This is a genomic window from Aquirufa novilacunae, assembly GCF_045310505.1.
Classification (GTDB): domain Bacteria; phylum Bacteroidota; class Bacteroidia; order Cytophagales; family Spirosomataceae; genus Aquirufa; species Aquirufa novilacunae.
In genome coordinates, this window is sequence record NZ_JBEWZG010000001.1 from 1,077,768 (window position 1) to 1,095,214 (window position 17,447).

Sequence of the window (17,447 nt, forward strand, 5' to 3'; positions counted from 1 at the left end):
GTCGACTAATTCTCCATCAAATAAGCCTTAATAAACTCATTTATCTCCCCATCCAACACCGCATCAGTGTTCGATGTCTGGTAATTTGTACGGTGATCTTTTACTCGTCGATCGTCTAAAACATAGGATCTGATTTGCGAGCCCCATTCGATTTTCTTCTTACCTGCCTCCACTTCGGCACGTGCAGCATTCCGTTTATCGATTTCGATTTGATATAATTTGGACTTCAAAAGGCGCAACGCTACTTCTTTGTTCATTAATTGCGAACGTTCTTGCTGGCAAGCGATGATGATTCCGGAAGGTTTGTGGGTTAAACGAACGGCAGTTTCGACTTTGTTCACGTTTTGGCCACCTGCCCCTCCCGAACGGAAAGTATCCCATTCTATGTCGGCTGGATTTACATCAATTTCGATGGTATCATCCGCCAAAGGACAGATATACACAGACGCAAAAGAGGTGTGACGTCTCGCATTCGAGTCAAAAGGGGAAATACGCACTAAGCGGTGTACCCCATTTTCTGATTTTAAATTTCCGTAGGCAAATTCACCGTCTACCTCGATGGTCACGGATTTGATTCCAGCCACATCCCCTGGATTTTCATCCACTAAACGCACCTTGAATCCATTCTTTTCTGCCCACATGTGGTACATACGCAATAACATGGATGCCCAATCTTGGGATTCTGTTCCACCCGCACCGGCATTGATCTCTAATACGGCGCTCATATTATCGCCTTCGTCAGACATCATCTTGCGAAACTCGAGTGCTTCCAGGTTAGCTTCTAGCTTTTCGCCTTCCGCATCCACTTCCGCTTCGGTCGCTTCGCCCATTTCGTAAAATTCCCAGATGGTTTCTAGATCACCTTGTGCGCTCGAAAGTTTGTCGAATCCATCCGTCCAAAATTTCAGCCCGCGCATCTCCCGCATCGTGCTCTCTGCCTTATCTGGATTATTCCAAAACTCTGGATCTAAGGTGACCGTCTCTAGTTCAGAGATTAAATATTTCTTGTGATCGTAGTCAAAGATACCTCCTTAAAGCCTCTATTCTGGCTTTCAGGTCATTGAACCTGTCTCTAGTCATGTGATTTTCTACTTAATAAAGTGCAAATATACCCGATTTTGTGCTAAATTGCGGCCTCATTCATTTAAATCAAGCAATAAAATGGCGCAACAATACGATTTGATCGTGGTAGGCTCAGGCCCAGGAGGTTATGTAGCAGCTATCCGAGCTTCTCAATTAGGTTTAAAATGTGCAGTGGTTGAAAAAGAATCTCTAGGTGGTATTTGCCTAAACTGGGGATGTATTCCTACCAAAGCCCTTTTGAAATCTGCCCAAGTTTTCGAATATATTAAACACGCATCTGATTACGGTATCACCGTAAAAGGAGCTGAAGCAGACTTCTCAGCAGTTATTGCACGTTCTCGTGGGGTGGCAGATAGCATGAGCAAAGGCGTTCAGTTTTTGATGAAGAAAAATAAGATCGACGTGATTATGGGTTTTGGAAAAATCCAACCTGGCAAGAAAGTCGAAGTAACTGACGCAGACGGAAAGAAAACCGTTTACGAAGGTAAAAATATCATGATTGCTACGGGTGCACGTGCACGTGCATTGCCTAATGTGCCTATCGACGGCGAAAAAGTAATCGAATACCGCAAGGCGATGAGCTTAGCAAAACGTCCAGATTCGATGATTATCATCGGTTCAGGAGCGATTGGCGTTGAATTCGCTTACGTATATGCAGCGATGGGAACGAAAGTGACGATCGTAGAATTCCTTCCAAACATTGTTCCTGTCGAGGATGAAGATGTATCAAAAGAATTAGCGAAGCAATACAAGAAAATGGGTATCGAGATTTTAACGTCTTCAAGCGTAGAATCTGTTGATACTAAAGGAAAAGGTTGCAAAGTAAGCATCAAGACTCCGACAGGAAATACGGAAATCCAATGCGATATCGTTCTTTCTGCGGCAGGTGTGATCTGCAACTTAGAGAACATCGGTTTAGAAGAAGTAGGTATTATCGTAGACAAAGGTCGTATCCCAGTGAATGCTTGGTACGAGACGAATATGCCAGGATATTATGCGATTGGCGATGTGACTCCGGGTCCTGCTTTGGCACACGTAGCTTCAGCAGAAGGTATCATTTGTGTCGAGAAAATCGCTGGTCATAAGACAGAGGCTTTAGATTATTCGAACATCCCAGGTTGTACGTATTGCACGCCAGAAATCGCGTCAGTGGGTATGACAGAGAAGAAAGCGAAAGAAGCTGGTTACGATATCAAAGTGGGTAAGTTCCCATTTGTTGCATCAGGTAAAGCTACGGCTGCCGGTGCTCGTGATGGTTTCGTGAAAGTTATTTATGATGCCAAATATGGTGAATTATTAGGCGCGCACATGATCGGTTACAACGTAACGGAATTGATCGCTGAAGCGGTAGTGGTTCGCAAGTTAGAAAGTACAGCTTACGAGATTATGAAAACTGTTCACCCTCACCCGACGATGTCAGAAGCTTTCAAAGGCGCGACAGAAGCGGCTTACGGAGAAGCGGTAGACTTATAATCTACAACGATAGGAAAAGAAAGAGGAGCTCAAAAGGCTCCTCTTTTTTATTGTACAAAAAAACCATCCGTTCCACCTTCGAGCCAATCCGCACCCGTGATGAGTGAGGCGGCATCCATAGAACGGCCTCCGCCTTTCCCACAAACGGTGACAATGGGAATCATGACATTTAATTCACTTAGTCGCTGAGGAATTTCCAATAATGGGATATGAAGGGCATTGGGTATATGTCTTTCTTGAAACTCCTCCCCACTGCGAACGTCAACGACGAGTACATGGGGCATTAATGCGCGTAATTCTGCCTGTGTTATCATAAGACAAATATCAGCTCAATCAACTGAGAACTACTTATCCAATGTTAAATTATCAGTGAACGAAAACTTGAACACTTTTATAAGCGATCTTGCTTTTCGGATCGTGCGCCTGGATGGCGATGGTACCAGGTTGGATTCTTTTCTTATCCGCCGGCTCTTCGTAGTCAACCACCGTTCTTCCATTTATCTTGGTCGTAACGTGATTCCCTTCCACCTTTACATACAATTCAAACCATTCCTCATCGTGCACTAATTTCTCAGCGGTATCCACAATGCCATAGAGACTGGCAGTTCTGCGCCAATCGGTATGAGAATTATTTACTTGAATTTCATAGCCTTGAGAAGGCCAGCCAGTGTCTTGAAATGCGGTGCAAATAAATAAACCTGAATTAGCGCCTTCTTGGGTTTTAATTAGGGCTTTCACTTCGAAATTAGTGAAGGAATGATTACCTACCGGACCCTCATAAAAGAGGTGCCCCCGAGGGCCTTCGATACGTAGCTCGCCGTCTTTTACTTGAAACGAATTCGGATTTTCACTGGCTTTCCAACCTGTTAAGTCGCGGCCGTTTAAGAGTTCGACCCATTGGGCGTGGGCGGAAAAGTTTAAAAGAAGAAGTAAAAGAAGTAGGTTTTTCATTTTAGCTGATAGGTTTAATTTATGGTGGTAAATATGAACTTAAAAGTTTAAAAATGAAATAGTGGTGGGGATTAATCTACTATAATCACCTCTTAACTATCCTACCATCAAATACCAGCGCCTCCACAGAAATGACCTTGATTTTAACACTATCAGGATGGGCGGGATTAATTAGGTAATTAAATTCAGGAGGCACGATACTGCTAGGTACTTTTAAAACTGCGGCTGAACTCAGCGCAACAAAATCGTCGCCAATAAACTGGGTTTCTAAAATGGGTGGTTTGGTGTCCCAGTTTGGAGGTAAATCATCCATTTTCAGTTCTACTATTTTAACTTCTTCTGGAATCTCTATTTCCACGTAATACCGATCTGTAGGTAGATCTTCAGATAGATCAATATGAACGGATACTTCTAACGTAGCGAGTGCTCGAGATGCAGAAGTATATACAATATACGTGTTCAGGCTATTCCATCGATAACCCTGCATTCTAGATGCTCCACCACCTGACAAAGTGGTGTCAAGGTATTTTTTTCGATCTATTCGGTATACTTTCATTAGGCAAAATTTCCAAATTCAATTCGATTCAAACAATTTCGAACTTCTTGAATGCCTGTATTTGAGTCCAATAAACTTTCTGGTGTATTATTTCCCAACGAATAATTGGGCTTTTTCATCCAACGAAGAAATTTATCCTCTTCCTGATTAAAAACTTCAATCCCAAAATCAACCAATTCTGTCAGAAGTAAAATAACTTCGCTATCTCTGCCGTTCAGCAGTGATTTTTCTCTTCTTTTTTTATTGTAAGTGGTTTGAGGTAGGCCAAACATATGCAAAACTGATTTTACCGGAACGTCAATTCTTTTACTTATTATTTCAATGGATGAATAAGGAACACCTCTTCTAATAATGTCCACTCTATCTAATGTAGATTGCCAAGCATATTCGATCCCCTCAGACTCGAATCGCCATTTAGGCATTGATGATACAACAACTCGTGCGCGTCTTATACTCTTTTGCGTATCAAAAATTGCAGGTTCATTTATTTCTTTTTTCACAGATATAGCATTTATGCTGTAAATGTACAACATAAATGCTACCATAGTTCTAAAGGGAAAATTAAATTATGTAATGGTTGTGCCAAAACAGAATCCCATCAATCCTTCGGCAAGCTAGCTTTGAATTAGCTGGAATAATAATACAAAGTTCAGATTATCAGTTACTTGATATTTTCAACAGGGAGTGACAGCTCCACTCCGTTTCGCTGTCAGCCCGCGGGGCATCTTGCACAAAGCCTGCCACTGTTCGCGCTGCGAACCGTGGCTTTTTTTAATGGGCGTACGTTCAATCTCGCTAGCGGAATTCACTTCCGCCCATTAAAAAAGCCTCCCAGCTCACGCTGGAAGGCTTTGTAGAGGGGAAGGGATTCGAACCCTCGGTAAGCTTGAGACCTACACACGCTTTCCAAGCGTGCTCCTTAAACCACTCGGACACCCCTCTGTAAGCGCCCGTGGGGTTGCAAAAATAGTAATTTATTTCGACGAATCGAAAAAGGAATCAATATCCTTCTTGAATTGAATCAAGGATGGTTTGTGGATGTAGTACATATGTCCAGATTCGTAATACTTAATGTCTACGCGGGAGCGTTGCTCCGGGCGTAGAAACATGTGCTCGATGTCGTAGACCGCCGTGAAGTAGGGAGTAGCGAAATCGTAGTAGCCACAGCCGAGGTAGACTTTGAGGTTCGGGTTTTTGGCCATCGCATCACGAAGGCTCTCTGCCACGTTCAAGTATTTGTTTTGGACGTTTTTGTAAGACCAAGGATACACTTCGCCGAAGACGTTGTAGCCTTTCTCGTCTGTGAACTTCAATTCTTTGGATAAATAATCGTTAATCGTCGCTGTGAATGGGCCATCGATGTTTGTGAAAGAAGGATCGAAATCGACGTATTCGCCAGCATCATCTAAGTTACGACCAGTGAAACGAGCGTCTAAACGTCCGATCGAAAGTCCGTCGCCGCGGCGAAGGGCTTTGTAGAAACGGTTTTCGTCTAGGCGAAGGTTAGCTTGAAGGCAGAGCTCTTTGGAAAGACCGGTGTAATAGGCCATTTTTTCAGCGATGGCAGATTTCTCAGCTTCTGACATCCAACCGCCTTTGATTAAGGCAGTCGCGTAAGGGCCGATAGCCCATTGCTCGGATTCTTTTAATACGTCTGCGATCGGTCTCGCCTGTAAAGCGGGTGCTAATTTCTTGTGGTACCAGGCTGCGGCGGTATACGATGGAATGTACAAGGCGCGAGGTAGGTCGTTTCCGATGTTGTAATCGTTTGTCCCAAAATTCAAGACAGCGGAGATCAAAATCACTCCATTAATGTAGATGCGGTGTTCGTCTTGCAAGAATTTGGATAATCCAGCGGCACGCGTCGTACCGTAGCTTTCGCCGGCTAAGAATTTTGGAGAAGCCCAGCGGTCGTAGCGGCTTAAGAAATTGCGCACGAAATCGCCTACCGAATTGATGTCTTCTACATAGCCATGGTATTTGCTAGCGGGTTCGCCCACAGCGCGAGAATAGCCGGTCGAAACAGGATCGATGAAGACTAAATCCGTTTTATCTAACCAGGAGAATTCGTTGGGTACATAAGAATAAGGTGCGGCGGTTGCGGTGCCGTCGTCTTTTAATACGACGCGCTTAGGGCCTACGCCGCCCATGTGCAACCACAAAGAGGCAGAACCTGGGCCACCGTTGAAGGTGAAAGTGACTGGGCGCTTGGCTCCGTCTTCGTCGTCTTTAGAGTAGTAGGTGAAGAAGATTTTGGCCAAAACCTTACCCGTATCAGCCTTCATATGCATATAACCGGTGGTCGCCGTGTAATTAATCACCTTTCCGGCGATCGTAATGGAGTGTTTCGTCTTTACCACCTGCACGCCTGCCGGGTCTTTCCCGATCTGTGCATTCAATGACAGCGCTAAAGTGCAAAAAAGAATAATCAATATTTTTTTCATCGTTTGAAGATTTTGAAAACGAATATAAAAATTCTTTGGCAATAAACCCGTTTTGCCTTACTTTTGCATCTACTCTATATATTATATAGACTTTATAAACATTTCAAGATTAAATTATGCAAAGTTTCCGCTCTGAGATAGAAAACCCCGTTGTCGAAAAAGACATCCTGGATTTAGCGAAAAAAATCGCTCAATTCAAGGCTGGCGAGATCCACGAGGAGAAATTCAGAAGTCTTCGCCTCGCGCGCGGTGTCTATGGACAACGCCAACAAGGGGTGCAGATGATCCGCATTAAATTGCCATATGGCAAGATTCAATTCCACCAATGGAAGCGGATTTCGGACATTTCAGATGAATATTCGACGGGTAATTTGCACTTAACAACGCGGCAAGACATCCAGATTCACTATGTGTCGCTGGACCGCACACCGGAACTTTGGGCTAAATTAGAAGAAGACGATATCACCTTGCGCGAAGCATGTGGAAACACAGTCCGTAACATCACGGCCTCCCCTACTTCCGGCATCGATCCGAAGGAATTATTCGACGTCAGCCCACACGCAGACGCAGCATTCCGCTACTTTTTGCGTAACCCGATCTGCCAAGAAATGGGTCGTAAAATCAAGATGTCATTCTCGAATACGGACGAAGATACGTCTTTAGCCTATTTACACGATGTGGGTTTCATCCCGAAAATCGTGAACGGCGAGCGCGGCTTCAAAGTAGTCGTGGGTGGTGGCTTAGGCGCACAACCGATGTTGGCTCACGTAGCATACGAATTCCTTGCAGAAAATAAAGTAATTCCATTCATCGAGGCTATTTTGCGTGTTTTCGATCGCCACGGCGAACGTAATTCCCGCCACAAAGCCCGCATGAAATTCTTGATCCAAAAAATCGGTTTTGAAGCCTTTATGGATTTAGTGAAAGCGGAATCGAAGGCATTGAAAAATCATTCTTTCGAAATTCCATCGGCAACTGCCTGGGAAGTGGAAGCGCCTACATTAAATGCTGATGTGGCAACACCATCTACCGAGGAATACGCTACCTGGTTTGCGACGAATACCTTTGAACAAAAGCAAAAAGGATTCCACGCAGTTTATGTGCGTATCCTAAATGGGAATATTTCAAGCACTACCTCTCGCTCTTTAATCGAGGCACTAAAAGGATATATCGGCGATGATATTCGCATCACGATTAACCAAGGTTTGATGTTGAAATATGTGCCTACGGCGAATTTGGCCTACGTATATTCCGTATTAGATGCACATGGTTTAGCGGCTCCGGGAGCAAATTCCATCGCAAACATCACGGCCTGCCCGGGAACAGATACCTGTAATTTAGCGATCTCAGATTCAACGAATATCACCTCGAAATTAGAGGCAGTCATCACCGAAGAATTCCCTTCTTTGATCCATGACAGCGCCATGAAAATCAAAATTTCAGGCTGTATGAATGCCTGTGGACAACACAGCATGGCATCCATTGGATTCCACGGCTCGTCCTTAAAAGCAGCCGACAAACGTGTTTTACCCGCATTGCAAGTTTTATTAGGCGGTGCCACTTTGGGAAATGGCGAAGGAAAAATTGCGGATAAAGTGATCAAAGTTCCCTCCAAAAGAGGCCCTCAAGTATTACGCACCTTATTAAACAATTTCGAAGAAAACGCTCAGGCGGACGAATACTTCCACAGCTATTACGATCGCCAAGGCGAGAAATATTTCTACGATTTATTGAAGCCTATCGCGGATTTAAGCACTTTAGTAGATGATGATTTCATTGATTGGGGTGCAACAGAAAACTTCGCTACCGAAATCGGTGTGGGAGAATGTGCGGGTGTGGTGATCGACTTGGTGGCTACCTTACTTTTTGAATCAGACGAAAAATACGAGTGGACGGCAGCGGCATTAGAGGACAAACGCTATGCGGATGCCATCTACCACGCCTACAGTGTGTTTATTTCTGCGGCGAAGGCCTTATTATTAGATAAATCGATTTCGGTTCCAACCCAACATTCGGTCATCACGAAATTCGATGAGAACTTCGTAGCGACAGGCGAGTTTGTGGTAGATGCAGCCTCATTCGCTGAATTAGTATTGCAGATTAACCAAAACGAGCCATCAGCCGAATTCGCTGCTTGCTATACTGCACAAGCTTACGCCTTTTTACAATCCGCTAAAGCCATCCGTTCTTAATCCTATGAAGCATTTAAGCCATTTCAAAAAATTAGAACCCCACCCGAAATTAACGGTGGTAGGTGCTGGCCCGGGTGATCCGGAATTGATTACGTTGAAGGCCATTAAGGCGATTGCGTCTGCTCAGGTCGTTTTATTCGATGCATTAGTGGACCAAAGTCTACTAGAACACTGCTCCCCCTCCGCCGAGCAAATCTATGTAGGTAAACGAGCAGGCTCTAGCCATTCACAAGACGCGATTAATACTTTAATCGTTGAAAAAGCTTATGCTTTAGGCCATGTAGTGCGATTAAAAGGGGGTGACCCATTTGTTTTTGGCCGCGGTCAAGAAGAAATTGAATATGCCCGCAGCTTCGGTTTATTAACGGATTATGTTCCGGGCATTTCATCTTCTTATGCGGCTCCCGGTGCGGCTGAAATTCCTTTAACGATTCGTGGAGTAAACGAGAGCTTTTGGGTGATGACGGGCACTAAATCAGACGGCTCTTTAACAGCAGATCTAGCCTTAGGTTTGCAATCCACTGCAACCTTGGTGATCCTAATGGGGATGAATAAAGTAGAAGAGATTGCACAATTATGTGCTCGTTTCGGCAAAGGCGATGTTTCTGCTGCGATTATCCAAAACGGAACGATGAAAAACCAGCGAATCGGCGTATCTTCGGCTTCTGAATTAGCCTCCATGGCTATTAAAGACGGTTTAAGCAATCCGGCCATCATCGTCATAGGCGAAGTGGTTCGCCATGCGAAGCCTGAATTATGGAAACAAATAACGAAAATTAGCAAAGAAAATGAGCAATAGAATTAACATCAACAGCGGTTCCCCTTTCGAAGATACCTTCGGTTACTGCCGTGCTGTAAAAACAGGAAATCTATTAGAAATTTCTGGAACGGTCGCTTTAGTCGATGGCGAAAAAATCACCGCTGACGATTTATATGCTCAAACGTATAATATCATCGAACGCATCGCAGTCGTTTTAGAGGAAGCTGGTTCTTCCTTAAATGACGTGGTTCGTACCCGTATTTTTACGACGGATATTTCCAAAAACCTTGACATCGCTCGCGCTCATGCGCATTTCTTTAAAGAGGTGAAACCAACAACTGGTATCTACGAAATCTCTGCCTTGATCGCTCCACAGTACAAAGTGGAAATTGAATTCACGGCTTGGGTGGGGTAAATTATCAGTTAACTGATAATCTGCTGGGATTATCAGTTAATTTGTAGCTAACTCAAATTTAAAAGCCTACCTCTACATCGTTATTAAACCACATAACGATGATAAACCACTATAAAAAAACCTTAATCCTTCTTTTAGGATGCCTAAGCCTGTTTTCTTGCACGAAAGAAACAGTGATAGACCCCGCAATTCCTTCAGCCATTTCAGAGCTTCGAGCCTGGACCCAAAAAACGGACCCACTTAAACTTGCTTCCTCTATTGCTTGGGAAGCAGCCATTCCGATTAAACTTTCTGACAGTGTCTCTGCCTATGCTGCTCCTGTCAGAAACACCTACCCCGCAGTCATTTCACCCGATTTCATGGAATTCATCACCTTTGAGCTAGCTGGAAAACGATACGGATTGTATAAATCCTATCGACGCTTAAATGAAACCGACATGGAAATCATCATTCAATCCATCGAGGGTGAAACATTGAAAGCAGGTTTCATAAGTAAAAAAAAAGCCCTAATCCCAAAAGGAAAATCGTTTTCCATGAGAGAGATGAACTTAGATATGGAAGTAGCCTTCATTTATGAGTATATCATGGGCATCCTACTTAACAATGTAAATGTCTATGGTACAGGTGGCGGCGGAGGATTCATCTGGGGCTATTCAAGACCCAACTCAATGAATTATTATGGGAATTACGAGGGAGGTGAAAGTGTAAATGAGAATGGCTCTGGCGGTGACCATACTAACTACATTGATTACAATTACAGTGAGATGCAATTAAAATTGACAAATCCCTGCTTTAAAGAAGTGTTAGCAGATCTTCAGAAAAATAACGCCTACAGTAAAATTTCAGCAATAATTCAAAAATTTGATTACTCAAAACGAGGCTTGAAATACTCCGTAATCATTAATGAAAATACGGTAGATGGAGATACAAATCTAAATGACAAAAATGCTTATGTCCGCGGTAATGTAATTACTTTGAATTCTAAAGATTTAAAAACTGCTTCAAAAGAATATATTGCTCGAGTGATCATCCATGAATATTTACATATCTATATTGGAGGAAAGGTTGCAAAAGATGACCATCAAGTAATTTTACACCAATATGTAAATGAAATAGCTACCTTACTACATTCTCTGTATGACACTAATGAGCGAGATGCTAAAATTTTAGCTTTATTAGGACTTCAAAAAGAAAAAGAATGCTACGAAGTCATCCTTGATAGCCTAAGAAGTAATAAATGGGAGGTTTACAATATCGATCAAAAATATAAAAACCAAAATTATGGCAAACACTGCAATTAAAGTACTGATTATTTTCATAATCACATCTTGTAGCATCAAGACTGTGGCTCAAGAAAATCCTAAAAACGAATTTTTATTCAATGGTTGTGATAAAGGTGAATTTTACGAATATTTTTCACATAATCTAAAAGTATGGGGCAATAGACCTACTTTTAATTTATTCGTTTTTAAATTATCTGGAAACGGAAAAATTACAGAAATGAGGCATTTTGGAGGAATGGAAAAAACCGATGCAGAACAAGTAATGAATTTTATAAAACAGTCAGAAAATTGTTGGAATTTACCTTCAGACCCGAAACTTTTTAAATGGATAGTACTCCCTTTTATATCAGGAAAAGGCAACGCGAATTCACATATCGGGCCAGACTTTAAAAGTACAACCATTCAAGCATTCTCTGCATTAAATAATTTAACTTCTTATGGAATTTATTCCGGAGAATTTTATGTTACCGATTTGGTTTGGTACATAGATCCACGAATAAAACTGGATTGATCTGGTTTTTGAAATGAACCTGAAATTATGAAAAATTAAATCTTACTAGCCTCCTTCTTCAGCAATTCCACATCAATCGGAACCACACCTAAGGATTCACAAACTAAGCCTCCGCCAAGGTTTGCAAGCTCTGCGATTTGCGAAGCAGTTCCTCCAGCTGCTAAAGCGCAGGCTGCAATGGAAATAACGGTATCGCCAGCACCAGAGACATCGGCGATTTGGCGAATGTGGGCTGGGATTTGAATTTGGTCTGTGGCAAAATCCATGTAAACACCGCGTTCTGACATCGTCACGAAAAGTCCTGTGAATGACTGGGCTACTTTGAAGTCTGCTACGGTTTTAGCGATATTTTCTGGATTCGTTGCCGACACATCCAAACCTAAACCATCCCGTAATTCATTTAAGTTAGGCTTGAACAAGGTAGCTCCTGTGTAGGAAAAGAAGTTCTTTTTCTTAGGATCAACGACGGTGGGAATATTTTGTGCGGATGCCAAAGCAATGATTTCCTGAATTATATCAGCACTCAAAACGCCCTTATCATAATCCTCAAAAAGGATCACATCGACTTCCGGTAACCACGCTTTTACTTGCGCTAATAAGGACGCAGACGAGGTAGCTGAAATAGGTGCTTCCGTTTCTGAATCTACTCGGATCAGTTGTTGCGATCCAGCAATGACACGCTCTTTTACTGTCGTAGGACGTCCTTTCTCGATAATAATGCCAGCTGTAGATAAACCTGCCTCTTGTAGAATACCTTGTAAAGTTTCGCCTGTGGAATCATCTCCAATGACCGAACAAACCAATGGTTTTGCACCTAAACTGGCGATATTCAAAACTACATTTCCTGCTCCACCTAGGCGAGATTCACGCTTCACAACGTTCACCACGGGAACGGGTGCTTCCGGCGAAATGCGGTTCACTTTTCCCCAAGTGTAGGCATCCACCATTAAATCACCTACCACGAGAACGCGTAGGTTTGAAAATTTCTCAATTAGGCTTGATAATTGGCTCATAGGTTTCCCTCTTATTTTATCCTCCAATAGTCGTCATCGATTCTGTAATGACACCTATCCTTTTATTTTCTGCTTCAAAACCGTCCAAAGGACGTTTATTGAATAATGTTAACAGTTGTTTCCTCACCTCCTCATCGCTCACTCCACTACGAAGATACGCCTTCAAATCAAAAACGCCATCATCGTAGAGGCAAGTCTTGACTTGGCCTTTGGCAGTAAGACGAATGCGATTGCAGGTGCCACAGAAGGTTCGGCTGAAGGCTGCGATCACTCCAACATTCCCTTTAAATCCGGGAACATCATAGGTGTGAGCCGTTTCTCCGTATAGAAATGGTCTTGGCTGTAAACCAGGAAAAGCCGATTTAATGCGATCTAAAATCCGAATATGGTCCCAAAACAAGGTTTCCTCTACCAGCCCCGACCCATTAAACGGCATCTCTTCGATGAAACGAACGGATACCGGATGCTCCCGAGCGAACTCGGTCAGAGTAATAATGTCCTCCTCGTTTTTGCCCTGCATAACAACGGCATTAATCTTCACCTGGAATCCGGCCTGAATTAAACGAAGGAGATTGTCGTATACTTTTTGGAAATCATCTCTTCGCGTAATTTGCTTAAAGCGATCCCGATCTAACGAATCTAGACTTAAATTGATGTGACGAACGCCGAGTTTCTGTAAAGATTCAATGTAATCTCCCACGAAAACACCGTTCGTCGTTAGGCAGATTTCAAGGTCCTTTAAGCCAGCTAAATCCGTCAAAAACTCAAGCAATCCATTCCGAACAAAAGGCTCTCCACCCGTGATACGTACCTTTTTGATACCCATCTCGTGCATGATACGCGTCAAGCGAAACATCTCCTCCCAGCTCAACAACTCCCGTTCCGGCATATAGTTAATCCCCTCTGCCGGCATACAATAGGTGCAGCGCAGATTGCAACGATCGGTCACTGCGAGTCGTAAATAACTCAATTCGCGGCCGTGATTATCAAAAAGCTGAGGATTATCCAATATATTTGCTCAATTATTCAAAGGTACAAAAAACGATGTCAACCTACCACATTCTTCTCTTTGGGATTTGCCGCGATTTATTAAAATCGTCTACGATTTCCATCGAAAAAGAGGGAAAGGTGACCGTAGAAGAGCTTTTGCAAACGGTGCGTTCAATGCACCCGGCTTTGGAAAAATTACCCTCCTTACGTTTGGCTGCCGAACACCGCTTTCCGGAACCGGATTTTATCCTGTCAGAAAGCATGGAAATTGCCCTAATTCCTCCCGTGAGTGGCGGATAATCCGTATATTTGCGATTAAATCTTTGCATTTATATGGGATTAAATCTCCTATTTCTTGGAGTGCTCTTGTTACCGTGGGTTTCTGCCCTTTTAGTAGCTTGTTTCCCTAAATCCCTTGTTTCGATCACTCTTTCCGGCTTGTTTAGTGCTGCCGCACTTTATTTCCTTTCAAGCGTGGGGGCTGATTTTAAAATCGCCTATACCTGGTTTCAGTTAGGAGGACAGGAAATCAATGCCAGTTTTTGGGCGAATAGTTCTGCGCAATTAGTGCTCGGTTTAGTGGCTATAGTCTCGTTTTGTGTCCAGCTGTTTTCGAAATCTTATCTAAAAGGAGATCCGTCTATCGGCCGCTATTATACCTATTTGCACCTGTTCGTGGGTGCGATGACGCTATTACTTTTAACGGATTCTGTCTTCCTTTTTTACGGAGCTTGGGAATTAGTGGGGGCGTGTTCGTATTTATTGATTAGTTTTTGGCATCAAAAACAAGCCGCAACGCAAGCCGCGAAAAAAGCTTTTTTGATCAACCGACTTGGTGATATTGCGCTGTTGTTCGGACTCATCGGTTTAGGTTTACATTTCAATACGTGGCAATTTTCTGCGATGCAGGGCATCGCACCTACCTTGATAGGGGTGGCGATTATTGCTGGGGGAATCGCTAAATCAGCCCAGTTTCCTTTAATGTCTTGGCTTCCTGATGCGATGGAAGGTCCTACGCCCGCCTCTGCTTTAATTCACGCAGCGACGATGGTGGCGGCTGGAGTTTTCGTGGGTGTGCGCGTTTTCGACATCACGAGTCCAGAGACCCACCTATTTATGGGAATCATTGGTGCGATTTCGTTCTTATCAGGAGCTGTTTTTGCTATTTTCCAAAAAGATATCAAGAAGACACTCGCCTATTCCACTATCTCCCAGCTGGGTTTAATGTGGATGGGAATGGGCTCAGACGCCTCCTTATTTCACTTATTAACACATGGCATTTTCAAAGCCGGCTTGTTTTTAGCCGCTGGCGCCGTGATTCATACCGTACATTCCCAAAGCCTAAACGACATGGGTGGCCTGCGAAAAAAAGCACCGGTGGCAGCCTTTGCTTACCTTATTTTCGGTGCCGGATTAATGGGATTACCTTTAACTGGTGGATTTTTTAGTAAGGAAAATCTAGCTGGATTCTTGTATACCTCTGGACGTGCCGAATTACTGGTTGTGTTAGCAATAGGAATGGTATTGACCAGTTTCTACATCAGCCGCCAGTTTTATCTCATTTTCATGGGACCACTGAAGGAAGGTTCTGCGGAGAAAAATTCTGCCCAAAACATCCCCATCAGACTATTAATTATCGCGAGTTTGTCCATTTGGATTTCTCGCCATCCGTTTGAAATGCCTGAAAATGCCCTCCTAACGATTTACCACATCCCTTCTTTTTGGCTATACATCACGGCTATGACTTGGGTTATCGGTATCGCTGGAGCGTATGTATCCAGAAACTGGATACCGGCGGAAAATTACCAGTTCCTACCTCGTTTTTGGCCTAACTTATTCCGCCTCATTCGCTGGAAAAGTAGATCTGCCCTCATTTTCGAAACCCAAATCCTTGATCGACTAGTCAATGGGATTGCCTCCTTACAAGTCATTCTCGCGCACCTACTTGCTTGGTGTGATCGACATCTAGTGGATGGAATTTTAGTAGGCGGAAGCTCAAGCCTCAGTCTGGCTACTGGAAAAATTTTAAGTCGCTGGCAATCAGCTAAAGTCCAAAGTTACTGGGCTATGATTATTGTGACATTTGCCCTATTTTTACTTTACGCTGTATTTACTAAATGACGAATTTACCCCTTTTATCACTCTTAATTGGATTGCCACTCGTAGGTGCCCTCATCCTTGGATTAGGTCAATTAAAGGAGCAGGCAAGAACGATTGCCATCGGTCTTTCGACTATTCAATTAGGACTTTTAGGCTACATTTATGCTGCTTTCGACACGCAATCGGGTTTATTTCAATTTAATGAATCGCACTTTTGGTTCTCGATTTCACTGGGTTCAATGGGGCAATTTATGTCCAAATACACCCTCGGAGTCGATGGATTAAGCATATCACTGATTCTTTTAACGGGTTTAATTACCTGGGTGGCCCTTTGGAACTCAACAGAAATAAAAGAAAAACTAAGTACCTATTATGCCTTAGTATTGCTCTTAAACGCCTCGATTATCGGCTGTTTTCTAGCAAAAGATCTATTCCTTTTCTACGTCTTCTTCGAATTCATGTTGCTTCCGATGTATTTTTTAATTGGAATTTGGGGTGGACCGCGACGAAATTACGCTTCTTTGAAGTTCTTCATTTATACCCTCGTAGGCTCCCTATTCATCCTTGTAGTGATGTTAGGCATGGGTTTAGCCTATGTAGATCCGTATGAAACAGCCTTATTAAACGGCTTGATTCGTCCGGAACAAGGATTTAATGTGGACGCATTGCACGCCGTTCAGGGCATGTTATTATCGCAGGAAATTGCCACCGCTTCGATGGTGCATAGTTTCGATATGCAGGCTTTATCGGATCTAAATAATGTCCAAATCACGAGCATCCTCCACCCTAGCTCCGGCTGGTTACTAGCTGGAATGAGCGCTCGAGAATGGGGCTTTTGGCTTTTATTCATCGGATTTGCCATCAAATTACCGATGGTTCCCTTGCACACCTGGCTACCGGATGCGCACGTGGAAGCACCTACACCCATCTCCGTTTTATTAGCCGGCGTTTTATTGAAAATCGGCGCCTATGGTTGGTTACGCATCACAATTCCGTTCTTCCAAGCAGAAGCAATCGCATCAGCTAATATCCTCGCTGGACTAGGAGCCTTATCCATCGTTTACGGTGCCTATAATGCGCTAGCGATGACAGATTTAAAGAAATTAGTCGCTTATTCATCCGTTTCCCACATGGGCTTCGTACTCCTAGGGATCGCCGCATTCACAGCAGAAGGCTGGCAAGGAGCTATCTTCCAAACCATCTCCCACGGGGTCTTATCCGCCTTATTGTTCCTGATGGTAGGCGTATTATATTCCCGCACTGGAAACCGTGAAATTGATTCTTATTCAGGCTTAGTGACCTTAATGCCTCGATTTACGGTCATCTCAGGGATTGCCATTTTTGCTTCCTTAGGTATGCCTGGATTCTCTGGATTTATCGGCGAATTCTTTAGTTTAATGGGTGCCTTCACGAGTCCATTTGTACATCCGGGGATTGCGATTTTCGGAGCTTTGGGACTATTATTAGGCGCTGGATATTTGTTATGGACTTTCCAAAAAATCTATTTGGGAAAACTCTTCTTAAAAAACACCGACTGGTCTTTGCCTGATTTGACTAATTTAGAACTAGTTAGTCTTTTTGGTCTTGGAATTATCAGTATATTGCTAGGCATTTATCCCGGTTTACTATTCGAACTCAGTGATAAATTCGTGACTACCCTGTTAAAATAAACCTAT

17 protein-coding genes and 1 tRNA gene are annotated in these 17,447 nt (G+C 43.3%); 9 read left to right on the forward strand and 9 right to left on the reverse strand.

Annotated features, from left to right (window positions below; all coding sequences use genetic code 11):
* Window positions 1-5: 5 nt before the first annotated feature.
* Window positions 6-1,080, reverse strand: a protein-coding gene (prfB, locus tag V7S74_RS04800; RefSeq protein ID WP_406777624.1) for a peptide chain release factor 2 whose coding sequence is annotated in 2 segments (ribosomal slippage) — window positions 6-1,028 and window positions 1,030-1,080 — 1,074 coding nt in all. Because the reading frame shifts where the segments join, the coding sequence is not laid out codon by codon here.
* Between the two features lie 81 nt (window positions 1,081-1,161).
* On the opposite strand from prfB, the gene lpdA reads away from it, so the two are divergent.
* On the forward strand, window positions 1,162-2,556 hold the full coding sequence (lpdA, locus tag V7S74_RS04805; protein WP_406777625.1) for a dihydrolipoyl dehydrogenase: 1,395 nt from the start codon (window positions 1,162-1,164) through the stop codon (window positions 2,554-2,556).
* 47 nt (window positions 2,557-2,603) lie between these two features.
* Here lpdA and V7S74_RS04810 read toward each other — a convergent pair whose 3' ends face one another.
* The 6 genes from V7S74_RS04810 to V7S74_RS04835 form a co-directional block, all read right to left on the reverse strand.
* On the reverse strand, window positions 2,604-2,870 hold the full coding sequence (locus tag V7S74_RS04810) for a rhodanese-like domain-containing protein (RefSeq protein ID WP_406777626.1): 267 nt from the start codon (window positions 2,868-2,870) through the stop codon (window positions 2,604-2,606).
* 52 nt (window positions 2,871-2,922) lie between these two features.
* Window positions 2,923-3,507: a 3-keto-disaccharide hydrolase gene (locus V7S74_RS04815; RefSeq protein WP_406777627.1), complete on the reverse strand. Its 585-nt coding sequence runs from the start codon at window positions 3,505-3,507 to the stop codon at window positions 2,923-2,925.
* An 85-nt stretch (window positions 3,508-3,592) separates the two neighbouring features.
* Complete coding sequence (locus V7S74_RS04820; protein ID WP_406777628.1) at window positions 3,593-4,063, reverse strand: RES family NAD+ phosphorylase; 471 nt, start codon at window positions 4,061-4,063, stop codon at window positions 3,593-3,595.
* Window positions 4,063-4,563 carry a type II RES/Xre toxin-antitoxin system antitoxin gene (gene parS / locus V7S74_RS04825; protein ID WP_406777629.1) on the reverse strand — a complete coding sequence of 167 codons (501 nt, stop codon included), beginning with the start codon at window positions 4,561-4,563 and terminating at the stop codon, window positions 4,063-4,065. Before parS ends, V7S74_RS04820 begins: the two co-directional genes overlap by 1 nt.
* Window positions 4,564-4,917: 354 nt before the next feature.
* Window positions 4,918-5,005 (reverse strand) — tRNA-Ser (locus tag V7S74_RS04830).
* A gap of 32 nt (window positions 5,006-5,037) precedes the next feature.
* Window positions 5,038-6,507 carry a S10 family peptidase gene (locus V7S74_RS04835; protein WP_406777630.1) on the reverse strand — a complete coding sequence of 490 codons (1,470 nt, stop codon included), beginning with the start codon at window positions 6,505-6,507 and terminating at the stop codon, window positions 5,038-5,040.
* A 116-nt stretch (window positions 6,508-6,623) separates the two neighbouring features.
* On the opposite strand from V7S74_RS04835, the gene V7S74_RS04840 reads away from it, so the two are divergent.
* The 5 genes from V7S74_RS04840 to V7S74_RS04860 all read left to right on the forward strand — a co-directional run bounded on the left by V7S74_RS04840 (window position 6,624) and on the right by V7S74_RS04860 (window position 11,668).
* Window positions 6,624-8,699, forward strand: coding sequence for a HEPN domain-containing protein (locus V7S74_RS04840; RefSeq protein ID WP_406777631.1), 2,076 nt, complete (start codon window positions 6,624-6,626; stop codon window positions 8,697-8,699).
* 4 nt (window positions 8,700-8,703) lie between these two features.
* A complete protein-coding gene (gene cobA, locus V7S74_RS04845; RefSeq protein ID WP_406777632.1) occupies window positions 8,704-9,498 on the forward strand; it encodes a uroporphyrinogen-III C-methyltransferase in 795 nt (264 codons plus the stop codon).
* The gene (locus V7S74_RS04850) at window positions 9,488-9,874 is read left to right on the forward strand and encodes a RidA family protein (RefSeq protein WP_406777633.1); all 387 of its coding nucleotides are present in this window, start codon (window positions 9,488-9,490) and stop codon (window positions 9,872-9,874) included. The genes cobA and V7S74_RS04850 overlap by 11 nt, the downstream gene beginning before the upstream one ends.
* A 98-nt stretch (window positions 9,875-9,972) precedes the next feature.
* A complete protein-coding gene (locus tag V7S74_RS04855; protein WP_406777634.1) occupies window positions 9,973-11,175 on the forward strand; it encodes a hypothetical protein in 1,203 nt (400 codons plus the stop codon).
* Window positions 11,156-11,668, forward strand: a complete 513-nt coding sequence (locus tag V7S74_RS04860) for a hypothetical protein (protein ID WP_406777635.1) — start codon at window positions 11,156-11,158, stop codon at window positions 11,666-11,668. The genes V7S74_RS04855 and V7S74_RS04860 overlap by 20 nt, the downstream gene beginning before the upstream one ends.
* Window positions 11,669-11,703: 35 nt before the next feature.
* On the opposite strand, the gene V7S74_RS04865 is transcribed toward V7S74_RS04860, so the two are convergent.
* Together V7S74_RS04865 and moaA are read right to left on the reverse strand one after the other, a co-directional pair.
* Complete coding sequence (locus tag V7S74_RS04865) at window positions 11,704-12,681, reverse strand: bifunctional heptose 7-phosphate kinase/heptose 1-phosphate adenyltransferase (RefSeq protein ID WP_406777636.1); 978 nt, start codon at window positions 12,679-12,681, stop codon at window positions 11,704-11,706.
* Between the two features lie 16 nt (window positions 12,682-12,697).
* Window positions 12,698-13,690, reverse strand: coding sequence for a GTP 3',8-cyclase MoaA (gene moaA / locus V7S74_RS04870; RefSeq protein ID WP_406777637.1), 993 nt, complete (start codon window positions 13,688-13,690; stop codon window positions 12,698-12,700).
* Window positions 13,691-13,725: 35 nt separating this feature from the next.
* Here moaA and V7S74_RS04875 point away from each other — a divergent pair, with 35 nt between their 5' ends.
* Genes V7S74_RS04875 through V7S74_RS04885 form a run of 3 tightly spaced genes read left to right on the forward strand, consistent with a single transcriptional unit; the run spans window position 13,726 to window position 17,441 of the window.
* The gene (locus tag V7S74_RS04875) at window positions 13,726-13,971 is read left to right on the forward strand and encodes a MoaD/ThiS family protein (protein WP_406777638.1); all 246 of its coding nucleotides are present in this window, start codon (window positions 13,726-13,728) and stop codon (window positions 13,969-13,971) included.
* Between the two features lie 33 nt (window positions 13,972-14,004).
* Window positions 14,005-15,792, forward strand: a complete 1,788-nt coding sequence (locus V7S74_RS04880; RefSeq protein WP_406777639.1) for an NADH-quinone oxidoreductase subunit 5 family protein — start codon at window positions 14,005-14,007, stop codon at window positions 15,790-15,792.
* Entirely contained in the window at window positions 15,789-17,441 is a 1,653-nt protein-coding gene (locus V7S74_RS04885) for a complex I subunit 4 family protein (protein WP_406777640.1), read from the forward strand. Before V7S74_RS04880 ends, V7S74_RS04885 begins: the two co-directional genes overlap by 4 nt.
* Window positions 17,442-17,447 lie beyond the last annotated feature (6 nt).

Coding starts and splice junctions, on each gene's coding strand:
- V7S74_RS04820 (WP_406777628.1), bottom strand. CDS start 4,063: ATGAAAGTATACCGAATAGATCGAAAAAAATACCTTGACACCACTTTG.
- lpdA (WP_406777625.1), top strand. CDS start 1,162: ATGGCGCAACAATACGATTTGATCGTGGTAGGCTCAGGCCCAGGAGGT.
- V7S74_RS04850 (WP_406777633.1), top strand. CDS start 9,488: ATGAGCAATAGAATTAACATCAACAGCGGTTCCCCTTTCGAAGATACC.
- V7S74_RS04810 (WP_406777626.1), bottom strand. CDS start 2,870: ATGATAACACAGGCAGAATTACGCGCATTAATGCCCCATGTACTCGTC.
- V7S74_RS04835 (WP_406777630.1), bottom strand. CDS start 6,507: ATGAAAAAAATATTGATTATTCTTTTTTGCACTTTAGCGCTGTCATTG.
- V7S74_RS04840 (WP_406777631.1), top strand. CDS start 6,624: ATGCAAAGTTTCCGCTCTGAGATAGAAAACCCCGTTGTCGAAAAAGAC.
- V7S74_RS04860 (WP_406777635.1), top strand. CDS start 11,156: ATGGCAAACACTGCAATTAAAGTACTGATTATTTTCATAATCACATCT.
- V7S74_RS04885 (WP_406777640.1), top strand. CDS start 15,789: ATGACGAATTTACCCCTTTTATCACTCTTAATTGGATTGCCACTCGTA.
- V7S74_RS04865 (WP_406777636.1), bottom strand. CDS start 12,681: ATGAGCCAATTATCAAGCCTAATTGAGAAATTTTCAAACCTACGCGTT.
- V7S74_RS04855 (WP_406777634.1), top strand. CDS start 9,973: ATGATAAACCACTATAAAAAAACCTTAATCCTTCTTTTAGGATGCCTA.
- cobA (WP_406777632.1), top strand. CDS start 8,704: ATGAAGCATTTAAGCCATTTCAAAAAATTAGAACCCCACCCGAAATTA.
- V7S74_RS04815 (WP_406777627.1), bottom strand. CDS start 3,507: ATGAAAAACCTACTTCTTTTACTTCTTCTTTTAAACTTTTCCGCCCAC.
- V7S74_RS04875 (WP_406777638.1), top strand. CDS start 13,726: ATGTCAACCTACCACATTCTTCTCTTTGGGATTTGCCGCGATTTATTA.
- V7S74_RS04880 (WP_406777639.1), top strand. CDS start 14,005: ATGGGATTAAATCTCCTATTTCTTGGAGTGCTCTTGTTACCGTGGGTT.